The organism is Hamadaea sp. (assembly GCF_013362815.1).
Taxonomy (GTDB): domain Bacteria; phylum Actinomycetota; class Actinomycetes; order Mycobacteriales; family Micromonosporaceae; genus Hamadaea.
The window spans coordinates 150,075-176,269 of the sequence record NZ_JABFVK010000043.1 but is presented as its reverse complement, the minus strand read 5'-3'; the positions used below and the strand labels follow the sequence as shown (position 1 = coordinate 176,269).

Annotated in this window: 22 protein-coding genes and 1 pseudogene; 22 read left to right on the top strand and 1 reads right to left on the bottom strand. The window is 70.1% G+C overall.

The features are described 5' to 3' along the window. Window positions 1-9: 9 nt before the first annotated feature. From HOV77_RS21010 to HOV77_RS20935, 16 genes are all read left to right on the top strand, one after another. Window positions 10-1,500: a UDP-N-acetylmuramoyl-L-alanyl-D-glutamate--2,6-diaminopimelate ligase gene (locus HOV77_RS21010; protein ID WP_290864247.1), complete on the top strand. Its 1,491-nt coding sequence runs from the start codon at window positions 10-12 to the stop codon at window positions 1,498-1,500. Then, window positions 1,497-2,894, top strand: a complete 1,398-nt coding sequence (murF, locus tag HOV77_RS21005) for a UDP-N-acetylmuramoyl-tripeptide--D-alanyl-D-alanine ligase (protein ID WP_290864200.1) — start codon at window positions 1,497-1,499, stop codon at window positions 2,892-2,894. The genes HOV77_RS21010 and murF overlap by 4 nt, the downstream gene beginning before the upstream one ends. A 144-nt stretch (window positions 2,895-3,038) precedes the next feature. Next, window positions 3,039-4,148: a phospho-N-acetylmuramoyl-pentapeptide-transferase gene (gene mraY, locus HOV77_RS21000; protein WP_290864198.1), complete on the top strand. Its 1,110-nt coding sequence runs from the start codon at window positions 3,039-3,041 to the stop codon at window positions 4,146-4,148. Next, window positions 4,148-5,545, top strand: a complete 1,398-nt coding sequence (gene murD, locus HOV77_RS20995) for a UDP-N-acetylmuramoyl-L-alanine--D-glutamate ligase (RefSeq protein ID WP_290864196.1) — start codon at window positions 4,148-4,150, stop codon at window positions 5,543-5,545. The genes mraY and murD overlap by 1 nt, the downstream gene beginning before the upstream one ends. Window positions 5,546-5,554: 9 nt before the next feature. After that, on the top strand, window positions 5,555-7,030 hold the full coding sequence (locus HOV77_RS20990) for a putative peptidoglycan glycosyltransferase FtsW (protein ID WP_290864194.1): 1,476 nt from the start codon (window positions 5,555-5,557) through the stop codon (window positions 7,028-7,030). Between the two features lie 11 nt (window positions 7,031-7,041). Continuing rightward, the gene (gene murG / locus HOV77_RS20985; RefSeq protein WP_290864192.1) at window positions 7,042-8,154 is read left to right on the top strand and encodes an undecaprenyldiphospho-muramoylpentapeptide beta-N-acetylglucosaminyltransferase; all 1,113 of its coding nucleotides are present in this window, start codon (window positions 7,042-7,044) and stop codon (window positions 8,152-8,154) included. After that, window positions 8,154-9,662, top strand: coding sequence for a UDP-N-acetylmuramate--L-alanine ligase (gene murC, locus HOV77_RS20980; protein ID WP_290864190.1), 1,509 nt, complete (start codon window positions 8,154-8,156; stop codon window positions 9,660-9,662). The genes murG and murC overlap by 1 nt, the downstream gene beginning before the upstream one ends. A gap of 25 nt (window positions 9,663-9,687) precedes the next feature. After that, on the top strand, window positions 9,688-10,461 hold the full coding sequence (locus HOV77_RS20975) for an FtsQ-type POTRA domain-containing protein (RefSeq protein WP_290864188.1): 774 nt from the start codon (window positions 9,688-9,690) through the stop codon (window positions 10,459-10,461). Window positions 10,462-10,720: 259 nt separating this feature from the next. Further along, the gene (gene ftsZ, locus HOV77_RS20970; protein WP_290864186.1) at window positions 10,721-11,824 is read left to right on the top strand and encodes a cell division protein FtsZ; all 1,104 of its coding nucleotides are present in this window, start codon (window positions 10,721-10,723) and stop codon (window positions 11,822-11,824) included. Between the two features lie 57 nt (window positions 11,825-11,881). Continuing rightward, window positions 11,882-12,613: a YggS family pyridoxal phosphate-dependent enzyme gene (locus HOV77_RS20965; protein ID WP_290864184.1), complete on the top strand. Its 732-nt coding sequence runs from the start codon at window positions 11,882-11,884 to the stop codon at window positions 12,611-12,613. Between the two features lie 120 nt (window positions 12,614-12,733). Next, on the top strand, window positions 12,734-13,528 hold the full coding sequence (gene sepF / locus HOV77_RS20960; RefSeq protein WP_290864182.1) for a cell division protein SepF: 795 nt from the start codon (window positions 12,734-12,736) through the stop codon (window positions 13,526-13,528). Window positions 13,529-13,551: 23 nt separating this feature from the next. Beyond that, entirely contained in the window at window positions 13,552-13,845 is a 294-nt protein-coding gene (locus tag HOV77_RS20955) for a YggT family protein (protein WP_290864180.1), read from the top strand. Between the two features lie 59 nt (window positions 13,846-13,904). Continuing rightward, on the top strand, window positions 13,905-14,678 hold the full coding sequence (locus HOV77_RS20950; protein WP_290864178.1) for a DivIVA domain-containing protein: 774 nt from the start codon (window positions 13,905-13,907) through the stop codon (window positions 14,676-14,678). 234 nt (window positions 14,679-14,912) lie between these two features. Next, on the top strand, window positions 14,913-15,542 hold the full coding sequence (locus tag HOV77_RS20945) for a hypothetical protein (RefSeq protein ID WP_290864176.1): 630 nt from the start codon (window positions 14,913-14,915) through the stop codon (window positions 15,540-15,542). Between the two features lie 98 nt (window positions 15,543-15,640). Next, the gene (locus HOV77_RS20940; RefSeq protein WP_290864175.1) at window positions 15,641-15,934 is read left to right on the top strand and encodes a DUF167 domain-containing protein; all 294 of its coding nucleotides are present in this window, start codon (window positions 15,641-15,643) and stop codon (window positions 15,932-15,934) included. After that, complete coding sequence (locus HOV77_RS20935; protein WP_290864173.1) at window positions 15,931-17,538, top strand: potassium/proton antiporter; 1,608 nt, start codon at window positions 15,931-15,933, stop codon at window positions 17,536-17,538. The genes HOV77_RS20940 and HOV77_RS20935 overlap by 4 nt, the downstream gene beginning before the upstream one ends. Before the next feature lie 113 nt (window positions 17,539-17,651). Here HOV77_RS20935 and HOV77_RS20930 read toward each other — a convergent pair whose 3' ends face one another. Beyond that, complete coding sequence (locus HOV77_RS20930) at window positions 17,652-18,080, bottom strand: hypothetical protein (RefSeq protein ID WP_290864170.1); 429 nt, start codon at window positions 18,078-18,080, stop codon at window positions 17,652-17,654. Between the two features lie 403 nt (window positions 18,081-18,483). On the opposite strand from HOV77_RS20930, the gene HOV77_RS20925 reads away from it, so the two are divergent. The 6 genes and pseudogenes from HOV77_RS20925 (at window position 18,484) to dnaE (ending at window position 26,081) form a co-directional block, all read left to right on the top strand. Beyond that, window positions 18,484-18,927, top strand: a complete 444-nt coding sequence (locus HOV77_RS20925; protein ID WP_290864245.1) for a TraR/DksA C4-type zinc finger protein — start codon at window positions 18,484-18,486, stop codon at window positions 18,925-18,927. 2 nt (window positions 18,928-18,929) lie between these two features. Further along, window positions 18,930-19,550: a signal peptidase II gene (gene lspA, locus HOV77_RS20920; RefSeq protein WP_290864168.1), complete on the top strand. Its 621-nt coding sequence runs from the start codon at window positions 18,930-18,932 to the stop codon at window positions 19,548-19,550. A gap of 44 nt (window positions 19,551-19,594) precedes the next feature. Next, a complete protein-coding gene (locus HOV77_RS20915; protein WP_290864243.1) occupies window positions 19,595-20,479 on the top strand; it encodes an RluA family pseudouridine synthase in 885 nt (294 codons plus the stop codon). Continuing rightward, window positions 20,476-21,318: a hypothetical protein gene (locus HOV77_RS20910; RefSeq protein WP_290864166.1), complete on the top strand. Its 843-nt coding sequence runs from the start codon at window positions 20,476-20,478 to the stop codon at window positions 21,316-21,318. The genes HOV77_RS20915 and HOV77_RS20910 overlap by 4 nt, the downstream gene beginning before the upstream one ends. A 305-nt stretch (window positions 21,319-21,623) precedes the next feature. Next, window positions 21,624-22,466, top strand: a pseudogene (locus tag HOV77_RS20905) (AAA family ATPase); the annotation flags it as partial. An 81-nt stretch (window positions 22,467-22,547) separates the two neighbouring features. Continuing rightward, complete coding sequence (dnaE, locus tag HOV77_RS20900) at window positions 22,548-26,081, top strand: DNA polymerase III subunit alpha (RefSeq protein ID WP_290864164.1); 3,534 nt, start codon at window positions 22,548-22,550, stop codon at window positions 26,079-26,081. The last annotated feature ends 114 nt before the right edge of the window (window positions 26,082-26,195 follow it).

Sequence of the window (26,195 nt, the reverse complement as noted above, 5' to 3'; positions counted from 1 at the left end):
GGCGAGCCCGTGGCGCTGGCCACCCTGGCCGAGCTGCTGAAGATCCCGGCCGCCGAGCCGGGACCGCTCGTGAGTGGCGTGACGCACGCCGGTGACGAGGTGCTGCCCGGTGATCTCTACGCAGCGTTGCCGGGTTCTCGCCGGCACGGCGCGGAGTTCATCGGCCAGGCGGCGGAGGCGGGGGCGGTCGCCGTCCTGACCGATCCGGCGGGGGCCGAGATGGCCGCGGCCGCGGGGCTGCCCGCGCTGGTCGTGGACGATCCCCGGGCCGTCCTCGGGATCGTGGCCGATCGCGTTTACGGCGAGCCCAGCCGCGATCTCGTTCTCATCGGCATCACCGGGACCGCCGGGAAGACGTCGACGGCATACCTGGTCGAGTCGGGGTTGCGGGCCGCCGGGCACGTCACCGGCGTCATCGGCACGGTCGAGACGCGCCTCGGCGATCTGACGATCAAGAGCAAGCGCACCACGCCCGAGGCCACCGACCTGCACGCATTGCTCGCGGTGGCCCGGGAGAACGGAGTCACGGCCGTCGTCATGGAGGTCTCCAGCCACGCGCTGGCCCTCGGCCGGGTCGGCGGCGTCCGCTTCGCCGTCGCGGGCTGGACCAACTTCGGACTCGACCACCTCGACTTCCACGCCACGACCGAGGAGTACTTCGCCGCGAAGGCCTCGCTCTTCGACGGCCGCGCCCGATCCGAGGTGCTCAACCTCGACGACCCCGCGCTCACCCCGCTCATCAAGCCCACGACCATCACTTACTCCGCGTCGGGCAATACAAGCGCCATATGGTACGCACAAGGCATATCCGGCGGGTATGACCAGCAGTTCACGGCGTACGGGCCGGGGGGAGCGCCGGTGCGGGCCGGGGTCGCCTTGGCGGGCCGCCACAACGTGGCGAACGCGCTGCTCGCATTGGCTTCGCTGACCGAGGTCGGGGTGGACCCGCAGACGGCGGCTGACGGCATCGCCGCTTGTCCCGGCGTACCGGGGCGGTTGGAGCGGGTCGCCGGGCCGGTGAACACCCGACGAGACATCGTCGGCGTGGTGGACTACGCGCACAAGCCGGATGCGATCGTGGCCGCGCTGAAGGCGCTGCGGGAGCTGGCCGAGTACCGCCACGGGCGGCTCATCTGCGTCATCGGCGCGGGCGGCGACCGCGACCGGGGCAAGCGCCCGATCATGGGCAAGGCGGCGGCCGACGGGTCCGACCTGCTCATCGTCACCGACGACAATCCGCGGACCGAGGACCCGGCGCAGGTCCGGGCCGAAGTCATCGCCGGAGTTCCCAACCCGGCGGACGTCATCGAGATCGCCGGGCGGCGTACGGCGATCGACGAAGCAGTCCGGTTGGCGCGTACGGGAGACGTGATCGCCGTGCTGGGCAAGGGCCACGAGACCGGCCAGGAGGTCGGCGACGAGGTGTTGCCGTTCGACGACCGAGTGGAGCTGGCCGACGCGCTCACCGCGGCCGCCCTGGCGGAAGGGGAGTCAGCATGATCCGGATGACCCTGGCCGAGATCGCCGCCGCCGTCGGCGGGACGCTCAGCGAAGCGGACCCCGAGGCGACGGCGACCGGGCCGGTCGAGTACGACACTCGCCGGGACCTGACCGGTGGCCTGTTCGTGGCGTTCCCCGGAGCCAACGTCGACGGGCACGACTTCGCCGCCCGCGCGGTGGCCGACGGCGCCGTGGCGGTCCTCGGTTCCCGAGCCGTCGCCGGCGTACCGATGATCCTGGTCGACGACGCGCTGACCGCGATCGGCCGGCTCGCCCGGGCGGTGCTCGACCGGCTGCCCCAGCTGACCGTCATCGGCATCACCGGCTCGTCCGGCAAGACGAGCACCAAGGACATGATCGGCCAGCTGCTGGCACGGCTCGGCCCGACGGTGGCCCCGCCCGGCACCTTCAACAACGAGCTCGGCCTGCCGCATACGGCGCTGATGGCCGACGAGCAGACGCGGTTCCTCGTCCTGGAGATGGGCGCGCGCGGGCCGGGTCACCTGACCTATCTCTGCGGCATCGCCCCGCCCAAGATCGGCGTCGTGATCAACGTCGGCGTGGCGCACATCGGCGAGTTCGGGTCGCAGGACAAGATCGCCGAGGCGAAGGGCGAGCTGGTCGAGGCGTTGCCCGCCGACGGCGTGGCGGTCCTGAACTTCGACGATCACCGGGTGGCCGCCATGGCGTCACGCACCCGCGCTCAGGTCGTCGGAGTGGGCACGTCAGACCAATCGGTGGTACGCGCCGAGGACGTCACCCTCGACGGGCTCGGCCGTCCGGCGTACAAGCTGATCTGGCCGGAAGGCGAGACGGCCGTGACCTTGACCGTGGCCGGCGCCCACCAGGTGGGCAATTCGCTGGCCGCGGCGGCCGTGGCGCGCGCGGCCGGGATGAGCGTGACCGAGTGTGGCGAGGGGCTGTCCACGTTGCGCGCGGTCTCCAGCCGAAGGATGGATGTCTTCGACCGTGCCGACGGTGTCACGGTGATCGACGACTCGTACAACGCCAATCCGGCCTCGACCGCCGCCGCGCTGCGCGCGCTGGCCGCCCTGGGCAACGCCCCGGATGGACCGGCTCGCCGCACGGTGGCGGTGCTGGGTTATCACGCCGAACTCGGTGAGCACGAGCGGTCCGGGCACGAAGAGGTGGGCCGGACCGCTGCCGAGACCGGAGTGAGCCTGCTGGTCGTGGTGGGCGACAACGCCGCGCCGATTCGCGACGGAGCGACGGCGGTGGCGCGATGGGGAGGAGACTCGGTGCTGGTCAGCGATCAGGACGCGGCCGTCGCGCTGCTCGGGGAGCGGCTGCGCCCCGGCGACGTCGTGCTGGTGAAGGGCTCGCGCTATCGGACCTGGCAAGTCGTCGACGCGCTCCGTGCGGTGACCGCATGAGCGGCCGGAGGTCGATCATCGGCAAGCGCAGTCTTACTCAGGCGGTCGCCGGCCGAAGGACGGTGACCGCATGAGCGGCCGGAGGTCGATCATCGGCAAGCGCAGTCTTACTCAGGCGGTCGCCGGCCGAAGGACGGTGACCGCATGAGAGCGGTTTTCGTCGCGATCATCGTCGCCTTTGCGGTCTCCCTGTTCGGTACGCCGCTGGCGATCCGCGCGTTCACCCGGCTGAAGGCCGGTCAGCCGATCCGCTCCGACGGACCGCAGATGCACCAGACCAAGAAGGGCACCCCCACGATGGGTGGCGTCGTCTTCATCGTCTCCACCGTCATCGCGTACGTGGCGGGGCACATCGCCCTGATCACCCTGCCCAAGGCGCAGATCGGCCAGGTCCGCCCGACCATTACCGGCCTCGTCCTGCTCGGGTTGTTCGTGTTCTGCGGCGCGGTCGGCTTCATCGACGACTTCCTCAAGGTACGCAAGCGCAACAGCGAGGGCCTCAAGGAACGCGGCAAGCTCCTCGGCCAGCTGATCGTCGGCGTGGTCTTCGGCGTCATCGCGATCTGGCCGATCGACGCGTTCAAGAGCACCAACCAGCAGACCGTGGCCAGCACGAAGCTGTCGTTCATCCGCGACATCGACTGGCTGGAGCTCGGCCGGATCGGCGCCATAATCGTCTTCGTCCTGGTCATCCTCGCGGCCAGCAACGGCGTCAACCTCACCGACGGTCTCGACGGGCTCGCCACCGGCGCTTCGTTCATGGTGCTTTCGGCGTACGCGTTCATCGGGTTCTGGCAGTACCGCCACTGGTGCGCCGACCCGGCGTACAAGTCGGGCTACTGCTACGTCGTCCGCGACCCGCTCGAGATCGCCATGATCGGGGCGGCGGCCGCGGCGGCCTGCGTCGGCTTCTTGTGGTGGAACGCGTACCCGGCCCGGATCTTCATGGGCGACACCGGCGCGCTCGGTCTCGGCGGCCTGGTCGGCGGCCTGGCCGTCTCGACGCGTACCACGCTGCTGCTGCCCATCCTGGGTGCGCTGTTCGTCATCGTCACGATGAGCGTGATCATCCAGCGGATCTCTTACAAGACCACCGGTAAACGGGTCTTCCGCATGTCGCCTCTCCAGCACCACTTCGAATTAGTGGGCTGGAGCGAGGTGAACATCGTGATCCGGTTCTGGATCATCGCCGGAATCGGGGTGGCGGTCGCGCTGGGCATCTTCTACGCCGACTTCCTGAGCGCGGTCTCCTGATGTCCTCGGTGTACGAAGGCCGTCGGGTCCTCGTCGTCGGCACCGGCACCGCCGGGGCGGCGAGCGCTCGGGCGCTGCTCAAGGCTGGTGCGCAGGTCACTGTCACCGACCAGAAGGCGACTGACGCGCTCGCTGCGCTTCGGGATCTCGGGGCTGTGGTCTCCGTGGGCGCGGGTTCGGGCTCGAGCGTTGGGGATTTAGGGCTTTTGTCCGGTATTTCGGACTTAGTGGTGTCGCCTGGTGTGCCCCCGTACCACCCGCTCGCTGCGGCGGCGGTCGCGGGCGGGATCGACGTCTACTCCGAGCCGGAGTTGGCCTGGCGGCTTCGGGGTCCGGGCGCACCGCCTTGGTTGGCCTTGACCGGCACCAACGGCAAGACCACCACCGTGACGATGCTGGCCGCGATCCTGCGGGCCGCCGGGCACCAGACCGGCGCGTTCGGGAACATCGGCGTACCGCTGGTGGAGGTGCCGGACGGGCTCGACGTGCTCGCCGTCGAACTGTCCAGCTTCCAGCTGCACTGGTCGTCGCAGTTGGCGCCGGAGGCCGGGGCGATCCTCAACCTCGCCGACGATCACCTCGAGTGGCATGGCGACTTCGCGGCGTACGCGGGCGCGAAGGAGGCGATCTGGCGGTCGGCCCGGGCCGGCACCGGCACCGCCGTCGGCAACGCCGACGATCCGCGCGTGTTCGCCGCCCTCACCCGAGCCGGGGGCAAATCGCCGGTCGCATTCACCCTGGGCGCGCCCGCTCCGGATCGCTTCGGGGTGACCGACGGCCGGCTGACCACCCCGGACGGGCAGCCGATCATCGAGGCCGACCGGATCAAGCCGGCCGGTACGCACAACGTCGCCAACGCGCTCGCCGCCGCCGCGCTGGCCGTGGCGTACGGGGTCGCCGTCGAGGCCATTCGCGACGGGCTCGCCGGATACGTGCCCGAGCCGCACCGGAACGCGTACGTGACGACGGTCGCCGGGGTGGACTATGTGGACGACAGCAAGGCGACCAATCCGCATGCGGCGCTGGCGTCGCTGACGGCGTACCCGCGGATCGTCTGGGTGGCCGGCGGTCAGCTCAAGGGCGTCGACGTGGACGAGCTCGTCCAGACGGTGGCGTCGCGGCTGGCCGGTGCGGTGCTGCTGGGAGTCGATCGCGAGCAGATCGCGGCAGCGTTGGCGCGACACGCGCCCGAGCTGCCCGTCGTCCAGGTCGCGAGGACCGATGATGGTGCGATGGGGGAGGTCGTCGCCGCCGCGGCACGGCTCGCGCAGCCGGGCGACACCGTGCTGCTCGCTCCGGCCGCCGCCAGCAAGGACATGTTCCACGGGTACGACCATCGAGGTTCGGCGTACGCCGCCGCCGTCCGGGCACTGGCCACCGACGTGCGGGACGGCTGAGGGGCGGGCATGACGCAGGCGACCGGCACACCTGATCCGCCGCCTCCGGCGGACGGGACCGGCTCCGCCCGGGCCGCGGGTGAGCAAGCTCGACCGGCCCGGCCGCCGTTCGATCCGCAGCGCACCGTGCTGGCGTTCGTCTCCGCCCTGCGGGGACTGCTCGACCGGCCGCTCGCCTCGTACTACCTGCTGCTGGCGAGCGTGGGGCTGCTGCTGATCATCGGTCTCACGATGGTCTTCTCCGCGACCGCCGTGACCAACTACAGCAAGGGCCTCAACCCGTACGGATCGCTGATCCAGCAGCTCGGCGCGGCCGCCGTCGGCCTGGTGGCGTTCTGGATCTGCCAGCGGCTGCCCCGGCGCACCTACCGGGCGATGGCCCGGCTCATGCTGATGGCCGCCATCGCGCTGCTGGCGATGCTGGACCTGATCAACCTCGTCGCGTCGCTGCGCAACCAGGAGACCGCCCGGTGGGGCCCGGTCGAGGCGAGCGACCTGTGGCTGTCCATCGGCTCGGTCGTCCTCCAGCCCTCCGAGCTGGCCAAGTTCGCCCTGGTGGTGTGGGGCGCCGACGTGCTGGTCCGCAAGGGCGACCGCATTCTGCAGTGGCGAGAGCTGTGGACCCCGCTGTTCCCTGCGGTCGGCCTGCTCTTCGTCCTCGTCGGGTACGCCGACCTCGGCACGATGCTCGTGCTCCTGGCCATCTTCGTCGGCATGCTCTTCGTCGCCGGCGTACGCGGCCGGGTGTTCGCCGGCATGATCGGGGTGGCCCTGGTCGGCGTCATCCTGCTGGTGTTCGCGCCGGGCAAGGACTACCGCAAGGGCCGGTTCACCGCGTTCCTCGATCCGACCAACTGCAGCCGGGACGACTGTTACCAGATCAAGCAGGGGTGGTACGCCATCGCCCACGGCGGCTGGTTCGGCGTCGGCCTCGGCAACGGCTCGCTGAAGTGGAACTGGCTGCCCGAGGCGCACAACGACTTCATCTTCGCCGTCATCGCCGAGGAACTCGGGGTCGTCGGCTGTCTGATGGTGGTGACGCTGTTCGCCGTTCTCGCGTACACGGGACTGCGGATCGCCCGGCGGGTGCCGGACTCGTTCCGCCGGATCGCGGCGGCGGCGGTCACCATCTGGTTCATCACCCAGGCATTCATCAACATCGGCGGCGTCATCCGATTGCTGCCGGTCACCGGCCTGGTGCTGCCGTTCATCTCGCACGGCGGCAGCGCGATCGTGGTCTCCCTGGCGGCGGTCGGCATGCTGGCCTCGTTCGCCCGGACCGAGCCCGCGGCGGCGGCCGCCCTGCACGCCCGTCCGAGCGGGAAGTGGGTGCAGCTACTCTGGGCCCCGTTGCCCGCGATCGCCCGGCGGCACCGGCCGCCGGACGCCGCCGCGCCGGCTGCGCCCACCCCCCGGGCGCCCACCCGCACCGAGGCGGGAGCCGGACGAGGACGGCGAGGCGGCCGCGGGCCGGCCGAGGACTGAGGAGGACAGCGGTGAGTCAGTTGCGTTCGGTGGTGCTGGCCGGTGGAGGCACGGGCGGTCACATCTACCCGCTGCTCGCCTTCGCCGACTGTCTGCGGCGGCACGACCCGGGCATCCGGATCACCTGCCTGGGCACTCCGAAGGGGCTGGAGACCGACCTGATCCCGCCGGCCGGCTACGACCTGCGGCACATTCCGGCCTACCAGCTGCCCCGGTCGATCAACATGAACCTGCTGCGTACGCCGGACCGCATGTACCGCTCGTCGCGGGCGGCCCGGGCGATCCTCGACGAGGTCGACGCGCAGGTCGTCGTGGGCTTCGGCGGCTACGTCAGCGTCCCGGCGTACCTGGCGGCGTGGCGGCGGCACACGCCGATCGTCATCCACGAGGTGAACGTGCCGCCGGGCGTGGCGAACAAGCTCGGCATGCGCTTCACGGAGAACGTGGCGGTCGGCTTCCCGCACCAGGTGGTGCAGGCCGAGGCGCTGCGCGAGGCGACCGTGGTCGGCGTGCCGCTGCGGCGCTCGATCACCCAGCTGGACCGCCCGGCCATGCAGGCCGCCGCCCGCAAGCACTTCGGGCTGGACCTCGATCGGCCGACCCTGTTCGTGTTCGGCGCGTCCCAGGGCGCCCGCTCGATCAACCTGGCGATGGCCGGGGCCGCCCGGGCGATCACCGACGCCGGTATCCAGGTTCTGCACGTCATCGGGGCTCGCAACGACGACGTCGAGATCCCGGCCGGGCTGTCGGCGCCCTACGTCACCGTCAAATTCATCAACGAGATGGAACTCGGGTACGCCGCGGCCGACTTCGTGCTGTGCCGCGGTGGCGCGCTGACCTGCGCCGAGACCGCCGCGCTGGGGGTGCCGGCCGCGTACGTGCCGCTGCCCTACGGCAACGGAGAGCAGCGGCGCAACGCTCTACCAGTCGTTGAGGCCGGTGGAGGCCTGATCGTCGACGACGCCGATCTGAGTCCAGAGTGGATTGCACGGACGCTCGTCCCGATCGTCACCGACCGCCACCGGGTGGCGGCGATGGGGGCGGCCGCGGCGGCGTACGGACGGCGCGACGGCGACGAGGCCCTCCGGGAGTTCGTCCTGAAGGCGGCGGGAGTGAGGGACTGATGGCAGCAGTGGAGACCGCGAACATGACCCCGGCCGGGGTGCTCACGGCCGAGGAGCTCGGCACCGTGCACATGATCGGCGTGGGCGGCGTCGGGATGAGCGGCCTGGCCCGGCTGCTGCTGACCCGGGGCATCCCGGTGACCGGCAGTGAGCTGCGCGAGTGGCCGTCGCTGGCCGGCCTGCGGGCGCTCGGCGGCGTCATCCACATGAAGCACGAGCCGTCCAACTTGGACGGTGTCGACACGGTCGTCTACTCCACCGCGATCCCGGCGGACCACCTCGAACTCGTCGAGGCCCGGCGGCGCGGGCTGCGCGTACTGCACCGGTCCGAAGCGCTGGCCGCGGCGATGACCGGACGGCGCACCATCGCCGTCGCGGGGACCCACGGCAAGACCACCACCACCTCGATGGCGACGCTGATCCTCCAGCACGCCGGGCTCGACCCGTCGTTCTTCATCGGCGGGGAAGTGGGCGAGGTCGGCTCGAACGGCCATCACGGCTCGGGCGAGTACTTCGTCGCCGAGGCCGACGAGCACGACCGGTCGTTCCTGGTCTACCGGCCGCACGTCGCGATCGTCACCAACATCGACGTCGACCACCTGAACACCTACGGCGACATGGACGGGCTGCGGGCCGGGTTCGCCGAGTTCGCGCGGCTGACCGACGCCGACGGGTTCGTGATCACCTGCGCCGACGACCCGTACACCCGGGTCCTCGCCGAGACGCTGCGGGCCGAGGGCCGCTCCGTCTACACCTACGGTGAGGCCGAGGACGCCGACTTCCGGCTCACCGAGATCACCTCCGGCGTCGCCGGGGTCCGCTACTTCGGCTCGCTCGACGGCGAGCCGCTGGGCGAGTTCTCGCTGCCGACGCCCGGTCGTCACCTCGGACTCAACAGCGCGGCCGCGGCGCTCACCGCGCTCAAACTCGGGGTGCCGGCCAAGACCGTCATCGACGCGCTCGCGGCTTTTCCCGGCGTACGCCGACGGTTCGAGCTCAAGGGCATCGTCAACGGCGTACGCGTCTACGACGAGTACGCGTACCACCCGACCTCGATGACCGCCGCGCTGAGCACGTTGCGGGAGGTCGCCGGGGCGGGCCGGTTGCTGGTGGTGTTCCAGCCGTACCGCGTCTACCGCACCCGTGATCTCCAGGAGGAGATCGCCACCGCGCTGGCCATCGCCGACGAGGCGATCGTGCTGGAAGTGTTCGGCCCCGGCGAGGTACGCGAACCGGGCCAGGGTGGCGTGGCGCTGACGGCGGCGATCCCGTTGCCGGAGGAGGCCAAGGTGTTCGTGCCGTCCTGGGAGGACGTTCCCGCCGAGGCGGCTCGCCGGGCCCGGATCGGCGACGTGGTGGTGACCATGGGCGCGCCGCCCATCTCGCTGATGGGCGATGAGTTGATCGCCGCGTTGCGGGGCGACTCCGACGACGCCGAACCGCTCAACGGCAGCGGCGGCGGCGGTGGTTCGCCCTACCAGGCGCGGCATTCGCGCGCCGAGGCCTGACGGACGGATGGGGGACTGACGGGGGATGTCTCAGACGCCGGACGGGCCGCGTCGCTGGCGGCTGGTGCGGGCTTCCCGGGACGCGGTGCCGGCCTCGGTCCGCCGCTTCATGGCCCGGGCGCGCCGCCGCCGCTTGCGCGCCGCCGCGCCGTGGGGGGCCGGAGCGCTGATCCTGCTGCTGGTCGGCGGGCTGGTCTGGCTGGCCCTGCAGACTTCGGTGCTCGGCGTCGACCTGATCCGGGTCACCGGAGTGCAGATCCTCAGCCCCGACGACGTACGCGCCGCCGCCGAGATCCGGCCCGGTACGCCGCTCGCCCGGGTGAACACGAAGTCGGTGGCCCGCCGGATCGAGCAGCTGGCTCCGGTGGAGTCCGTCGACATCGGCCGGAGCTGGCCCAACACCCTGACCGTGAAGGTCGTCGAGCGTACGCCGATCGCAGTGGTGCCGGTGGACAAGAAGTTCGCCGTGGTGGACCGGTTCGGCGTCGTGTTTCTCACAGTGGACGACCGCCCTGGAGATCTGCCCGAACTCAAGCTGACCCAGCCGGGGCCGGACAGTCCGGAGACGCGGGCCGGGCTTCAGGTGCTGGCGTCGCTGACCCCGGAACTGAAGGCGGAATTGGTGCGCATAGTCGTGGACGCCCCCGCGCGTATCCGCCTGGAGCTGCGGAAAGGCCGTACGGTGGTATGGGGCGACGCGACACAGGGGGATGTGAAGGCTCGCGTCGCGACCGCTCTGCTGACCCGATCGGGTACGCAGATCGACGTGAGCGCGCCCGAGGTGGTGACGATCTCCTAGCCTGATCCAGGAGACAGTCCATAATGGAGCGCTTCCGACACGCCGGACCGGGTCCTTGGATCGCGGCGCGCGGACGCCTACTTTTTCGTCAGAGCCACATAGTTGACAAAACTCTAAGGCTCAACTAGAGGGTGAGGGTTTCACAAACCTCGCCCTCGCCGCACAGCAGCAGCACGGAAGCAGTACAGCAGCACCACAGCACCAGCGCCATCGGGGCACGGCCGGACCCGGGGCGATCCGACCTCGAAAGGAAGGCCCGATGACACCTCCGCATAACTACCTCGCGGTCATCAAGGTCGTCGGCATCGGCGGCGGCGGTGTCAACGCCGTCAACCGAATGATCGAGGTGGGACTCAAGGGCGTCGAGTTCATCGCGATCAACACCGACGCGCAGGCACTGCTGATGAGCGACGCCGACGTGAAGCTGGACGTGGGCCGGGAACTGACCCGCGGCCTCGGCGCCGGCGCGAATCCCGAGGTCGGCAAGAACGCCGCCGAAGACCACCGGGACGAGATCGAGGAGGTCCTCAAGGGGGCCGACATGGTCTTCGTGACCTGTGGCGAGGGCGGCGGCACCGGCACCGGCGGCGCGCCCGTGGTCGCCAACATCGCCCGCAAGCTCGGCGCGCTCACGATCGGTGTGGTCACCCGGCCGTTCTCCTTCGAGGGCAAGCGCCGTCAGGTCCAGGCCGAGTCGGGCATCGAGGAGCTGCGCAACCAGTGCGACACGCTCATCGTGATCCCGAACGACCGGCTGCTGGCTCTCGGCGACCGCGGCATCACCATGATGGACGCGTTCCGCCAGGCCGACCAGGTGCTGCTCTCCGGTGTCCAGGGCATCACCGACCTGATCACCACGCCGGGTCTGATCAACCTGGACTTCGCCGACGTCAAGAGCGTCATGAGCGGGGCCGGCAGCGCGCTCATGGGCATCGGTAGCGCACGCGGCGACAACCGGGCGGTCGAGGCGGCCGAGCGGGCCATCTCCAGCCCGCTGCTGGAGCAGAGCATGGACGGCGCGCGGGGCGTGCTGCTGTCCATCGCGGGTGGTTCGGACCTCGGTCTCTTCGAGATCAACGACGCCGCCCAGCTCGTCACCGATGCGGCGCACCCCGAGGCGAACATCATCTTCGGCGCGGTCATCGACGACGCCCTGGGCGACGAGGTCCGAGTCACGGTGATCGCGGCCGGGTTCGACGGGGGCACGCCGACCTACAAGCCGGCCGAGCTCAAGCGGCCCGTCCCGGTCACGGAGACGGTCATCCGGAACCCGGTGCCGACCAGCGAGCCGCCGCGTCAGCCGCAGCGCAAGGTCCTCTTCGACGACGTCGACGTGCCCGACTTTCTCAAAAACGGCTCCTGATCGTGTTGATCATGAACCCAAGGTCCCCGTCGTCGGCGTGTCGAGGCACCTGACTCCATGATCAACGAAGAGCGGCTGGCCGAAATAGCAGCCAACCTGGCGGCGGTGCGGAAACGCATCGCCGCCGCGTGCGCTGCCGTCCAGCGCCGGCCGGACGAGATCACCCTGGTCGCGATCACCAAGACCTATCCCGCGTCCGATGTGGTGCATCTGGCGACGCTCGGCGTACGCGAGGTCGGCGAGAACCGCGATCAGGAGGCGGCCGGGAAGGCGGCCGAAGTCCGGGCGGCCGGAGCCGACGTGCATTGGCACTTCGTGGGCCAGCTTCAGCGGAACAAGGCCCGGTCCGTCGCGTCCTATGCCGACCTCGTCCACTCGGTGGACCGGCCGGCGTTGGCGACCGCGTTGGCCGAGGCTGCGGCCAAGGTCCGCGATCGTCCGCTGGACGTGCTGATCCAGGTGAACCTGGACCCCGACGCCCCGGAAGTGTCGGATCCCCAACACCGCGGCGGCGTGTCCCCCGGGTCGGTGGCTGCATTGGCCGAGCTGATCGGCGAGGATGAGGCGTTGCGACTGCGAGGCGTGATGGCGGTGGCACCGGTGAACGACGACGCCGGAGCCGCCTTCGCGCGGCTGGCCGTCGTCGCACGAGAACTTCGGGCCGACCATCCGAACGCGACGGTCGTCTCGGCCGGGATGAGCGGTGACCTGGAAGAGGCGATCGCGCATGGCGCGACACACGTACGCGTCGGCACCGCGTTGCTCGGAAAGCGTGCGCTGCTCGGGTAGCCTGACGGCGGGCGAAACTACATCCGTGTGGTTCGCCCGACCGGCACCCGCGGCGGGCGGAGGCCGCAGGGGCGACGCGCCGCGAACGCTCGCCCCGACGACACAAGGGGGCGGTTGCTGATGAGCGCGTTGCGTAAGGCGGGTGTGTGGCTCGGCCTCGTCGAGGACGACGACGAGCGCGACTACGACGACCGCGGTTACAGCTCGTCCAGCTACCGCGACCGGGGCGGCTACCGGGATTCCCGCCGGACCGCCACCCGTGACTCGGGCTACGACGAGTTCGACGACGAGGAGGACGAGGACGACCTCCCGGCGGTGCCGCGTTCGCGCTACTCGGAGCGCCTGCGCGAGGACCGTGGGCGGGCAGACGACCGCGGTCGCGGTGAGACCTCGCGGTCGAGCGAGTCGCGCTACGACGGCGCGCGTTCGGCGGGCGCCGGTTCCACGGTCCGGCCGATCACCCGCCCGGTGAGCCCGTCAGCTCCGTCGACGCCGGCCGCCACGGCGACGCCGAGCACCTCGTCGAGCCGTTCCGGCGGGCTCTTCGGCACGCGCGAGAACCTCGCGCTCGCGCCGGAGGCGGAGACCGCCGCCCAGATCCAGCCGCGGTCCGCCGTGCCCGCCGCCGAGGAGGACCGCCGCTACCAGATCACCACCCTGCACCCCACCACGTACAACGAGGCACGCACGATCGGGGAGCACTTCCGCGACGGCACGCCGGTCATCATGAACCTCACCGAGATGGATGAGGCCGATGCCAAGCGACTCGTGGACTTCGCGGCCGGTCTCGCCTTCGGACTGCGCGGTACGATCGAGCGCGTCACCCACCGGGTGTTCCTGCTCTCTCCGGCCAACGTCCAGGTGACGGCGGAGGAGAAGGCGAAGATCGCCGAAGGTGGGTATCACCACACTTAACCCGTGCGAGGGATCCCACTGTCGTGTTTTCGATCGTCTGGCAAGTCGTATACCTCCTGCTGTACGCCTTCCTGCTGACCCTTTTGGCACGATTCGTGCTCGGGATGATCCTCCAGTACGGGCGCTGGTGGCACCCCGGCCGAGGCTCCGCGGCCACGCTGGAACTCATCTGGAGCGTCACTGATCCGCCCCTCAAGGCGTTGAGGCGTGTGATCCCACCGTTGCGGATTGGTACCGTTAGCGTCGACCTGGCGGCGATGATTCTGTTGGTTATTCTGTACGTTCTAATGCTGATCGCACAGAAGCTCTACCAGTAGCTTCATCCGACGCCGATGACCACCGCCCGACGCGGCCGCAACTGACCCGAGGAGTTTCGATGCCGCTCACCCCGGCCGACGTGCACAACGTGGCCTTCAAGAAGCCCCCGATCGGCAAGCGGGGGTACGACGAGGAGGAGGTCGACGCCTTCCTGGACGAGGTCGAGCGCGAACTCGCCCGTCTGATCGAGGAGAACAACGAGCTGCGCGCCCAGGCCGAGCGCGGCGGCGGCGGACGTCCTCCGGCCGGCCCCGGCGCCGACCCGCGCCTCGCGGCCGAGCTCAACGAACTCAAGATGCAGCTCGACCGGGTCCAGCGGGAGAAGGGCGAAGCCGACCGCGCCGCGCGCGCGATGCAGGCCGAGCTCGACCAGGTGCGCGGCGGCGGCCCCGTCGGCGCGGTCCCGGTCGGTCCCGACGGCGAGCAGCAGGCGCTGCGCGTCCTCATGATGGCCCAGCGCACTGCGGACGACCACGTCTCCGACGCTCGCCGGGAGGCCGACAAGGTCCTCTCCGAGGCGCGCGCCAAGGCGGAGGAGGTCACCCGCGACGCCCGGGCCAAGGCGGACGCCCTCGAGCGGGACGCTCGTCAGCGGCACCAGGAGGCGATGGGCGGGCTCGACGCCAAGCGCACCGCTCTCTCCAAGCACATCGAAGAGCTCAAGCAGTTCGAGCGCGAGTACCGTACCCGGCTCAAGGCGTACCTGGAGAGCCAGCTGCGCGACCTCGAAGGTCGTGGGCAGGGTCTCGAGGCCGAGATCGCCCGGTCCGAGAACGGTCGAGCGGTCACGGCCGGGGTAACCTCCGGCGCGGGCTTCGGCGCCAGCCGCTAGCTCTCGTGAACTCCGGTGCGGACCCCCGTCCGCGTCGGCCCCTCTCGACGGCCGTGACCCCTCCTCGTGGCCGATAACCTCCACGCGGCCGGCTCGCCGATGACCCCCGTCCTCGACGAGCCGCCGATGGAGCACCGCACCACCGAACCACCCCGACACCCAATGTGAGAGACCCGGCGCGGGACCCCGTGCCGGGATGACACCTGGATGCCGATTTCGGCGGGGGTGAGCTGTGTGATTGTCGCAAGTCTGCTGCTCATCGTCGTCGCGGTCGTACTGCTGGTCACTGGCCTGATCAACGGGTCGAGCGGAATGCTCGTCGGTTCGATCGGGACCAGCCTCCTGGCCGCGGTCGCCCTTGTGGTGGGCGCGCGTCAGGCTGCCGCAGCCCGTGCTGAGGCGGACTACGACGAGGACGAGCAGGACGAGAGCGACGCGTACGAGGAGGCGGTCAGCCGCTCGCGGTCCACGCGAGACGGCGGCCGGGACACGACCCGGGAGCCGGAGCAGCCGGTTCGCGGCCGGGTCGCAGAGCGAGTGGCGGACCGCGCCGACCAGACCGGGGTCACGATCCCGGCCCAGTCGGGCGGAGCCGCGCTCGGAGACGTCGACGACGACGAAGATCCACCGGACGAGCCGATCGCACAGCGGGTGCCGCCCGCAGATGCGGCGCGGGTCGCCCGGATGAGCACCGAAGTGCTGGTCATCGACGGTCGGCCGCGTTATCACGTGGCAGGCTGCGTGCACCTGCTCGGGCGGTCGCACGAGCCGCTGCCCGTGAACGAGGCCGTCGAACTCGGGTTCAGTCCATGTGGGCTCTGCGAGCCGGACAGCGCGCTGCTGGCCGACGCCCGCCGAGTCTGAGGACCGGTTCGAATCCGAGGGTCATGGCGTCAGGGGATCCCGCCCGGGGTCCCCTGACGCGCTGTGAGTTAGTTGATCACCTTGGCCTAGGATGAGCTATGGCGCAGAGTGTGACGGTCGCGGTCCGGGTCAAGCCCGGTGCCGCGCGGGCCAAGGTGGGTGGGCGTCATGACGGCTCACTCGGTCCCGCTCTCGTCATCGCGGTCAACGCGCCGCCCGTCGACGGTCGCGCCACTGAGGCGGTACGCCGTGCGCTGGCCGAGGCGCTGGGCGTACCGGCGTCGTCGGTGAGCCTGCGCAGTGGAGCGACCGGGCGGGACAAACTCTTCACCATCGCCGATCCGCCGGACGGGTTGACCGCCCGGCTCGACGCATTGCGGGACGGCGCTTGAGCGGGGCCTACTCCTTCGAAGTAGCCCTGCTGATCGGGGCCGGAGTGCTGCTGGCCGCCGTCGCCGCCGTCCGCTTCTCCAGCCGGATCGGCGTACCCAGCCTGCTGGTCTATCTGGCCCTCGGCATGCTCATCGGCGAGTCCGGGTTCGGCATCGACTTCGAAAACGCCGCCCTCACCCGTACGCTCGGCCTCTGCGCGCTCGTCCTGATCATCGCCGAAGGCGGGCTCAGCGCCCGCTGGAGCACGTTGAAGCCGGTCCTCCCGGCGGCGATCGCCCTGTCCACCGTGGGCGTCTTCATCAGCACCGCCGTCGTCGGGATCGTCGTCCACCTGCTCCTCGGCCTGTCGCTGCACGAAGGACTGCTGCTCGGCGCGGTGCTCTCCTCGACCGACGCCGCCGCCGTCTTCGCCACCCTCCGCTGGCTGCGCCTCAAACCCAAACTCATGGCCACCTTGGAGGCCGAGTCCGGGATGAACGACGCCCCGGCCGTCATCCTGGTGGTTCTCCTCGCGACGCCCAGCCTCGCCGGCGTGCACCGGACGACCGAGGCGGGGCTCATCGCGTACGAGCTGATCATGGGTGCGGCCTTGGGCCTGCTCGTAGGTCTGGCGGGAGCGTGGACCCTGAGGCGCGCGGCGCTGCCGGCGGCGGGCCTCTATCCGCTGGCGGCGGTCGGCCTGACGGTGCTCGCGTACGCCGCGGGCGTGGTCGTGCACGCCTCCGGCTTCCTGGCGGTCTATGTCGCCGGGGTGATCTTGGGTAATTCGCGGCTGCCCCACCGGCAGGCGATCCTCGGGTTCGCCGACGGCCTGGCCTGGCTGGCCCAGATCGGCCTGTTCGTGCTGCTAGGTCTGCTTGTGTCACCGGCCCGGTTGACCGACGCGCTCGTTCCGGCGCTGGTCATCGGTTTGACGCTGTTGCTGCTGGCTCGGCCGATCTCGGTGGCGGTGTCGCTGTGGCCGTTCCGCCAGCGGCGTCGGGGTTTCCAGCGGCGCGTTATCCCGGATGACGCTGCTTCCAGCGGCGGGAAGACCGCGATATCCCGGATGACGCGGAGGGGCGCGCGATTCGGGCGGCGCGATCTCGCCTTCCTGAGCTGGGCGGGGCTGCGCGGCGCGGTGCCGATCGTGCTGGCGACGATTCCGCTGTCCGAGGCGGTGCCGGGGGCGACCGCGCTGTTCGACGCGGTCTTCGTGCTTGTGGTGATCTTCACGCTCGCTCAGACGGGGACGCTCGCACCGGTCGCCCGATGGCTGCGGGTGACCTCGCCGGCCGAGCCGACCGAGCTGCGGGTGGAGACCGCCCCGCTCGAGCGTATGCGCGCTGACCTGCTCCAACTCGAGATTCCGGTGGGCTCGCAGCTCAACGGGGTGCACCTGGACGAGCTGCGGCTGCCGGTCGGCGCGGTGGTGACCTTGGTGCTCCGGGACGGCACCGGCTTCGTGCCCCATGAACAGACCCGCCTGCGGGCAGGCGACAGCATGCTCATCGTCGCGACCGACGAAGTACGCGATGCGACGTTAAGAAGGCTTCGAGAAGTGGGTAAGGCCGGAAGACTCGCGCGCTGGATTGCCGGAAATTCAGGTAAGACGGACGATTAGAGGCTAATGTCCGTTACTTGAGTACCGGCGGTGTCGAACCAGACACTGTCCGGTTTCGGCACACACGAGTGGCATGTTTGTCGGAAACCTGTGGCTTCCGTATTCTTGCCAACCTACTCCGAGTGCGCGGCACCCGCCGCGCGCCCGTTTTGCATGTGGGGGTATCCCATGGCCGAACCCGCAGGGCGCAAGGCGACCGCGAAGGCCACGGCGGGCGCCGCCGAAAGGACGACCGTGGCCCGGTCGGCGCGCAAGCCGTCCACGGCCGCCGCGGCGAAGAAAGCCGCGCCGTCCCGGAAGGCGCCCACCCCGAAACCCGCGCCCGCCCGCGCGAACGCGTCGTCCGCCCGGTCGGCCAAGGCTGTGCCGTCGAAGGCACCCGCGAAACCGGCGTCGAAGGCCGCACCCGCCATGCCGGCATCGAAGGCCGCACCCGCCATGCCGGCATCGAAGGCCGCACCCGCGAAAGCGGCGGGGAAGAAGGCGGCCCCGGCTGCGAAGAAGGCCGCTTCGGACGCGAAGACGACCGCTTCCGCGGCCAAGAAGACGGCCGTGACCCCGGCTAAGGCGGCGACCCCAGCCAAGGCGGCGGAGGCGGCGGCTGAGAAGCCGACCGCGAAGAAGGCCGCTTCGACGAAGGCGGCGGCGAAGACAACGCCGCCCGCTGAGAAGCCCGTCAAGAAGGCGGCGGCGCAGAAGGCCCCGGCCGCCAAGCCGACGACAGCGACCAAGCGCGCCGCGAAGGCGGCCGAAGCGGCGGTCAGTGCGGAGGTGGCCGAGCAGCCGACGGAGGCGACTGGCGCAGTGACAGCGGCGAGGAAGGCCGCGACCAAGAAGACCACCCCGGCGAAGCCGCCGGCGAAGAAGGTGGCGGCGAAAGCCGCGAAGCACCCCCCAGTTCCGGAAGACGAGACCGCCGCGACCACCGCGGCCGAGGGAGCGATGATGGCGAAGCAGACCACACCCAAGACCGCCGCCCCAGGCACCGCCACCACCGCGAAGACCGCTACCGCGGTGAGGGGCACCCGGAGTGCCGCGGACACGGAGAAGATCCGTACGGCGTTGTCGGGCCGGCTGGACGAGCTGCGTACGGAGTATGACCAGACCCTGGTCGACATCACCGAGCTGCAACGGGACCGGCTGACCGACTCGGCCGGCGACGACCAGGCCGACACCGGGACCAAGACGTTCGAACGCGAGCAGGAGATCACCCTCGCCAACAACATCCTGGAGCGGATCAACCAGGTGGAGCGCGCATTGGAGCGCCTCGATGAGGGAAGCTATGGGTGGTGCGAGCGGTGCGGCAATCCGATCCCGGTCGAGCGGCTGGCCGCTTTCCCGTCCGCCACACTGTGCGTGACGTGTAAGCAACTGGAGGAGCGGCGCTGACGATGAGCGAGCTGGGGAGCGTGGCGGTGTCCGAGGGAGAAGGCGAGCCGAAGACGCTCCCCGAAGCGGTCCCGGCGACCGCGATCAGCGTACGCCGATCGGTGGTGACGCTGCTCGCGGTCGCTGTGGCGATCATCGGGCTCGACGCGGCCACCAAGGAGTGGGCGACGAACACGCTGGAGGGCGCCGATCCGGTGCGCCTGCTCGGCGGGTTGCTGTACTTCTCGTTCACCCGCAACAGCGGGGCCGCGTGGAGCATGGGAAGCAACTACACGTTCGTCTTCCCGTTCATCGCGGGCGCGGTGGCGATCTGGATCGGCTGGACCGCCCGCAAGCTGCGGTCGCTGCCCTGGGCGATCGCGCTGGGCCTGGTCCTGGGCGGGGCGCTGGGCAACCTGGTCGACCGCGTGTTCCGCTTCCCCGGCGGGATCTCCGGTCACGTCGTCGACTTCATCAGCCTCTTCGGGCCGTACGGCGAGCGCTTCCCGATCTTCAACATCGCCGACATGTCGCTCAGTTTCGGCGTATGCCTGGCGATCCTGCTGGAGTTCACCGGTCGCCAGCGCGACGGTTCACGGCTGCGCCGGGAAACGAAGGAAGAGCAGCCCGGGGAAACGCGGTGAGCCGGGAGCTGCGCTCGCTGCCGGTGCCGGACGGGCTGGACGGGATGCGTCTTGACCAGGCCGTCTCCCGTCTGTTCGGGTTCTCCCGTACGCTCGCCGCCGATCTCGTCGAGTCCGGTGACGTCATGGTGGACGGGGCGACCCGGGCCAAGTCGGAGAAGGTCACCGGCGGCGCCTGGCTGGAGGTCACGATGCCCGCCCCGCCGGCCGCCGTCGAGGTGGTCGCCGAGCCGGTGGACGGTCTGCAGATCCTCTACAGCGACGACGACATCGTCGTGGTGGACAAGCCGGTCGGCGTCGCGGCCCACCCGAGCCCCGGCTGGACCGGTCCCACCGTGATCGGCGGGCTGGCCGCGATGGGCCAGCGGGTCGCCACGAGTGGCGCGGCCGAGCGTCAGGGGGTTGTGCACCGGCTCGACGTCGGTACGACCGGGGTCATGGTCGTGGCGAAGAGCGAACACGCGTACAGCTTTCTCAAGCGCGCCTTCAAGGCCAGGGAGGTGGACAAGCGTTACCACGCGGTCGTGCAGGGCCATCTCGACCCGCTGCGGGGCACCATCGACGCTCCGATCGACCGGCATCCGCACCACGACTACCGGTTCGCCGTGATGTCGAGCGGCAAGGCCAGCGTCACGCACTACGACACGGCTGAGGCGTTCCCCGCGGCGAGCCTGGTCGACGTGCGGCTGGAGACTGGGCGTACGCACCAGATCCGGGTGCATTTCTCGGCCATGCGGCACCCGTGCGTCGGCGACCTCACCTACGGCGCGGACCCCACTCTGGCGGCACGGCTCGGGCTCACGCGCCAATGGCTGCACGCCCGCGAGCTCAGCTTCGAGCACCCGGCCACCGGCGAAGAGGTCCGGTTCGTCTCGGCGTACCCGGCCGACCTGGCGCACGCGCTCGCGGTCCTGCGGGCGGCCGGATGAGCCGCTCGCTGGGCGAACGGCTCGGCGCGGTGGACGAGAAACTGCTCGCCCCGATCGCGCGCGGCTACCGGCGGATCGTCGGCGGACGCCGCCGCCCGCACTCGCTCACCGTCGCCGCGTGCCTGGTCGCCGGGGCGGTGCTCGCCGTCGCCGTCTGGCAGGCCGATCGGGCCGCGCCGGCCAGTGACATGTCGGTCGGCCAGGTGGTCAAGGTGGGGGTCGAGCCCAACGCTTCCATCCCCGAGTACGCCGAAAGCAGCCGGGCCGAGCTGGACAAGCTGGCCGCCGAGGGCGCCCCGGAGGCCTACGCCCTGGTGACGTTCTCGGAGTACCTGGCACCCGACCGGTTGACCCCGATCCTGACGGGCGTGGCGGTATCGGCGGTCTACGTCCGGGTGCCGACGCCCGGAGTGCAGACCGAGATCGTCCGCATCCCGGTGACGAAGGTGCCGGTCGACGTGGTGACCGGGATGGAGCAGATCGCCGACCGGAAGAATCGCGAGGCCACCGAGTACGCCGCCAAACTGAGCGCCAGTCCGACTGACCGCACTCCTGGCGGCTCGCCCAAGAGGCTCCCCGGCTCCGACCTCGTCGCCGTGTACGAATCCGGGCAGCGGGTCGCCACAGCCGAACGCGACGCCTACGCAAAGCACTGCGCTTGTGCGTACGCGGCGGTGGTCAGAGCGACCCCGGCGGCGCTGGAGCCGCTCTCGCACCGGCCGGACGTGCGCGTCGTCGACGTCGCCCCGGAGATCCGGCGGCTGGACCGGGCGGTCTTCTGGCCGCCGTTGCCCGAACAGCGGACCATCGCGACCCCACCGGGGGATAGCCGGAGTTGAGCGCCGGTCGTTGAACCCGTGACGCTTCGCCCGGTGCCAGATCGGCACGCAATCGGCCGACGGCGGGATGGCAGGTTGCCCCGCACGGCTTAAGGTTGACCGGGTATCCGGTAACGGCCGGCGGTGATCGCCGGACTTCGGCCGGATCACGGGCGGCGCTGGGAGGGCGAAGCGTGGAGCGCACACCACCGCAGGAGGACCACAACCCGCGTTGGCGTGTCCTGCTCGATCGCGGGCGTGCCCCTCGCCAGGAACCCCGCGACTATCCCCAGCAGCGCGGCGCCGTCCCGCTGCCGTCGAACCCGATCGAATGGCGGCCCGCGCCCACGGCCAGCAGCTCGGCCGACGCGGAGGTCAACCTCCTGCGCGGGGATCTCGGCGGTCCGCGTGTGCTCGCGTTCGCCAATCCCAAGGGCGGCGTGCACAAGACGACCGCCACCGTGCTGGCCGCCGCCACGATCGGCAGCGTACGCGGCCGCGGCGTGCTGGCCTGGGACGACAACGAGCTGCGGGGCACTCTCGGGCTGCGGGCCGGCAGCGCGCGACACGCCCGCACCATCCGGCATCTGCTGGCCGACCTGGTCACCATCGAGAACGCGCCGTCCTACGAGATGGCCGAGTTGCTCGACGGGTATCTGCGGCACGCCTCCGACGGGTCCTACGACGTCCTCGCGGGGGAGGAGAGCCCGCGATTCGCGCAGCGGCTGGACTCGCACACCGTCCGGCGCGTACTGGATTTGCTGGGCCGCACGCACGACGTGATCTGCGTCGACACGGGCAACAACGTGGAGAGCGCCAACTGGCAGACCGTTCTGCAGGCAGCCGACCAGCTGGTGATCACGACGGTGCCCCGGGAGGACGCCGCGTTCACCGCCGACTGGATGATCGACCTGCTGCACGAGGTCGGCCTGGGTCGCCTCGCCGACAACGCCGTGACGCTTCTGTCCTGCCCGACGCCCGGCCCATCCGCGCTGCTCGACGATCTGCGGGCGCACTTCGCCACGCGTACGCGGGGAGTGGCGGTCGTGCCGTATGACGCCGCGCTGGAACCGGGCTCGTCGATCGAGTACACGGCGCTCCAGCCGTCGACCCGGCGTGCCTGGCTGAGCGCCGCCGCTCTCATGCTGGAGCCGTTCAGTCGATCATGAGACGCGAGTCTCGGTTGGTGCTTCTTGTCGGCCGCTGCGACTAGGCTGTCCCAGGCTGACAAACGGTGGTTGGGGGTTGTGGTGGCTGACAGCTTCGTTCACCTGCACACGCACACCGAGTACTCGATGCTCGACGGTGCGGCCCGGTTGAAGGAGCTGTTCAAGGAAGCCGCCCGGCTGGAGATGCCGGCGCTGGCGATGACCGACCACGGCAACATGTACGGGGCCTACGACTTCTACAAGCAGGCCACCGCCGCCGGGATCAAACCCATCGTGGGCGTCGAGTCCTACGTGACGCCCAACACCGACCGCCGTGATCGCACCCGGGTCCGGTGGGCCGACGGCGGCGAGAACGACGTCTCCGGCGGTGGTGCGTACACGCACATGACGATGCTGGCGACCGACGCCGATTCGCTGCACAACCTTTTCCGGATGCAGTCGCTGGCGAGCTTGGAGGGCTATTTCTACAAGCCCCGGGCCGACCGTGAGCTGCTCAACCGCTACGGGAAGGGCCTCGTCGCGACGACCGGCTGCCCGTCCGGGGAGATCCAGACCTGGCTGCGGATCGGCGACTTCGACAAGGCGTGCGCGAGCGCGGGGGAGTTCGCCGACATCTTCGGCAAGGAGAACTTCTACCTGGAGCTGATGGATCACGGGCTCGACATCGAGACCCGGATTCGGCAGGACCTGCTGGCGCTGGGCAAGAAGCTCAACCTCAAGCCGGTCGCGACCAACGACCTCCACTACACCTACCAGGCCGACGCGGGCGCGCACGAGGTGCTGCTGTGCGTCCAGTCCGGCTCGACGCTGGCCGACCCGAAGCGGTTCAAGTTCGACGCCCAGGACTTCTACCTGAAGTCCCCGGCCGAGATGCGCGCGCTGTGGGACGGTCAGGTGCCCGGGGCGTGCGACAACACGCTCGAGATCATGGAGAAGGTCGGCGACTACTCCAGCGTCTTCGCCTCCCGGGACCTGATGCCGAAGTTCCCGGTGCCGGCCGGTGAGACCGAGGAGTCGTGGCTGCGCAAGGAGGTCCATCGCGGACTGGCCGAGCGATTCCCGGGCGGCGTACCGGAGGACCGGCTGGCTCAGGCCAACTATGAGCTCGACGTCGTCTGCACGATGGGCTGGCCGAGCTACTTCCTCGTCGTCGCCGACCTCTGCGAGTACGCGCGGCGGGAAGGCATCCGAGTGGGGCCGGGCCGCGGCTCGGCGGCGGGCGCCATCATCGCGTACGCGTTGCGCATCACCGAGCTGGACCCGATCCCGCACGGCCTGCTGTTCGAGCGGTTCCTCAACCCCGAGCGCGTTTCGATGCCCGACATCGACATGGACTTCGACGAGCGCCGGCGCGGTGACATGATCCGGTACGCCACGGAGCGCTACGGCGAGGAGCGGGTCGCCCAGATCATCACCTACGGCACCATCAAGGCCAAGGCCGCCGTCAAGGACGCCGCCCGAGTCCTGGGATATCCGTTCGCGATGGGCGACCGGATCACCAAGGCGATGCCGCCCGCGGTGATGGGCAAGGACATCCCGCTGTCGGGCATCTTCGACCCGAACCACCCGCGCTATCCCGAGGCGGTCGAGTTCCGCCAGCTCTACGACACCGACGCCGACGTGCAGAAGGTCGTCGACACCGCCAAGGGGCTGGAGGGCCTCAAGCGCCAGTGGGGCGTACACGCCGCGGGTGTCATCCTGTCCGGCGAGCCGCTACTCGACGTCCTGCCGATTCACAAGCGTGAGCAGGACGGCGCCATCATCACCCAGTGGGACATGGGCGCGTGCGAGACCATCGGCCTGCTCAAGATGGACTTCCTGGGCCTGCGCAACCTCACGGTGATGGACGACTGTCTGGAAGGCATCACGGCCAACCGCGGCGAGACCATCGTCCTGGAAGAGCTGGCGCTCGACGACAAGCCGACCTACGAACTGCTGGCCCGGGGCGACACGCTCGGCGTCTTCCAGCTCGACGGCGGGCCGATGCGGTCCCTGCTGCGGTCGATGATCCCCGACAACTTCGAGGACATCTCCGCGGTGCTGGCGCTCTACCGGCCCGGCCCGATGGGCGCCAACGCGCACAACGACTACGCCGACCGCAAGAACGGCCGGAAGCCGGTCGTGCCGATCCACAAGGAACTAGCCGAGCCGCTGGCCGACATCCTCGGCGACACCTACGGTCTGATCGTCTACCAAGAGCAGGTCATGGCGATCGCCCAGAAGCTCGCCGGCTACTCGCTCGGCGCGGCCGACCTGCTCCGCCGGGCGATGGGCAAGAAGAAGAAGGAGATCCTCGACAAGGAGTACATCCCGTTCTCGCAGGGCATGCGCGACAACGGCTACTCCGACGAGGCGATCAAGACGCTGTGGGACATCCTGGTCCCGTTCTCCGACTACGCCTTCAACAAGGCGCACACCGCCGGCTACGGTCTCGTCTCCTACTGGACGGCGTACCTCAAGGCCAACTATCCGGCCGAATACATGGCCGCCCTGCTCACCAGCGTCGGCGACGACAAGGACAAGTCCGCCGTCTACCTGGCCGAGTGCCGCCGGATGGGGATCAAGGTCCTGCCGCCGGACGTCAACGCCTCCACCGCCCGGTTCGCCGCCGTCGGCGAGGACATCCGGTTCGGTCTGTCGGCGGTCCGCAACGTCGGCCACAACGTGGTCGAGGCGATCGTGCGGGGCCGCAAGGAGAAGGGCGCGTACGGCGACTTCTACGACTACCTGCGTAAGGTCGAGGCGGTCGCCTGCAACAAGCGGACCATCGAATCGCTGATCAAGGCGGGCGCGTTCGACTCGATGGGGCACACCCGCAAGGGCCTGCTCGCGGTGCACGCCGATGCGATCGACTCGTTCCTCGACGTCAAGCGCAACGAGGCGGTCGGCCAGTTCGACCTGTTCGGCGCGGCTTTCGGCGACGACAACCCGATGGGCGGCGGCATGATCGTCACCCCGCCGATCCCGAACGACGAGTGGGACAAGAGCGACCTGCTCGCGTTGGAGCGGGAGATGCTGGGTCTCTACGTCTCCGACCACCCGCTGTTCGGCATCGAGCACGTGCTGGCAGGAGCGGCCGACTTCTCCATCGCCGCCCTGTCCGAGGAGGGCACCGTCGCCGACGGTCAGGTGGTGACGGTCGCGGGCATCCTCTCCGGCGTGCAGCGCCGGATCACCAAGCAGGGCAAGGCATGGGCGTCGGCCAGCCTCGAAGACCTCGCGGGCGCAGTCGAGGTGCTCTTCTTCCCGAACACCTACGAACTCGTCGGGCAGTACGTCGCCGAGGACGCCATCGTGGTGGTCCGCGGCCGGGTCGACCGCCGCGACGACCAGCCGCGCATCATGGCGATGGATCTGTCCATTCCGGACATCACCGTCCCCGACGACGTCAAACCCGTCGTCCTCGCCCTCCCCACCACCCGGTGTACGCCGCCCCTCGTGGCCCGGTTGCGGGAGGTGCTCACCACCCACCCCGGGCAGGCCGAGGTGCACTTGAAGCTCATCAACGGGCAGAAGGCGTCATTGTGGCGCATCGGCCCCGAGCGGGTCGCTACCACGCCGGCGCTGATGGCGGACTTGAAGCAGCTGCTCGGCGCGTCCGCCGTCGGCGGCTGACCCCGGCGGGACGGCGCATGATCATGGTCAATTCCACGTCGCGGGGGCAACGTGGAAATGACCATGATCATGGAAGTCGGCCGACATGCCCGCAGCCGGAAGACGGGCGGATCT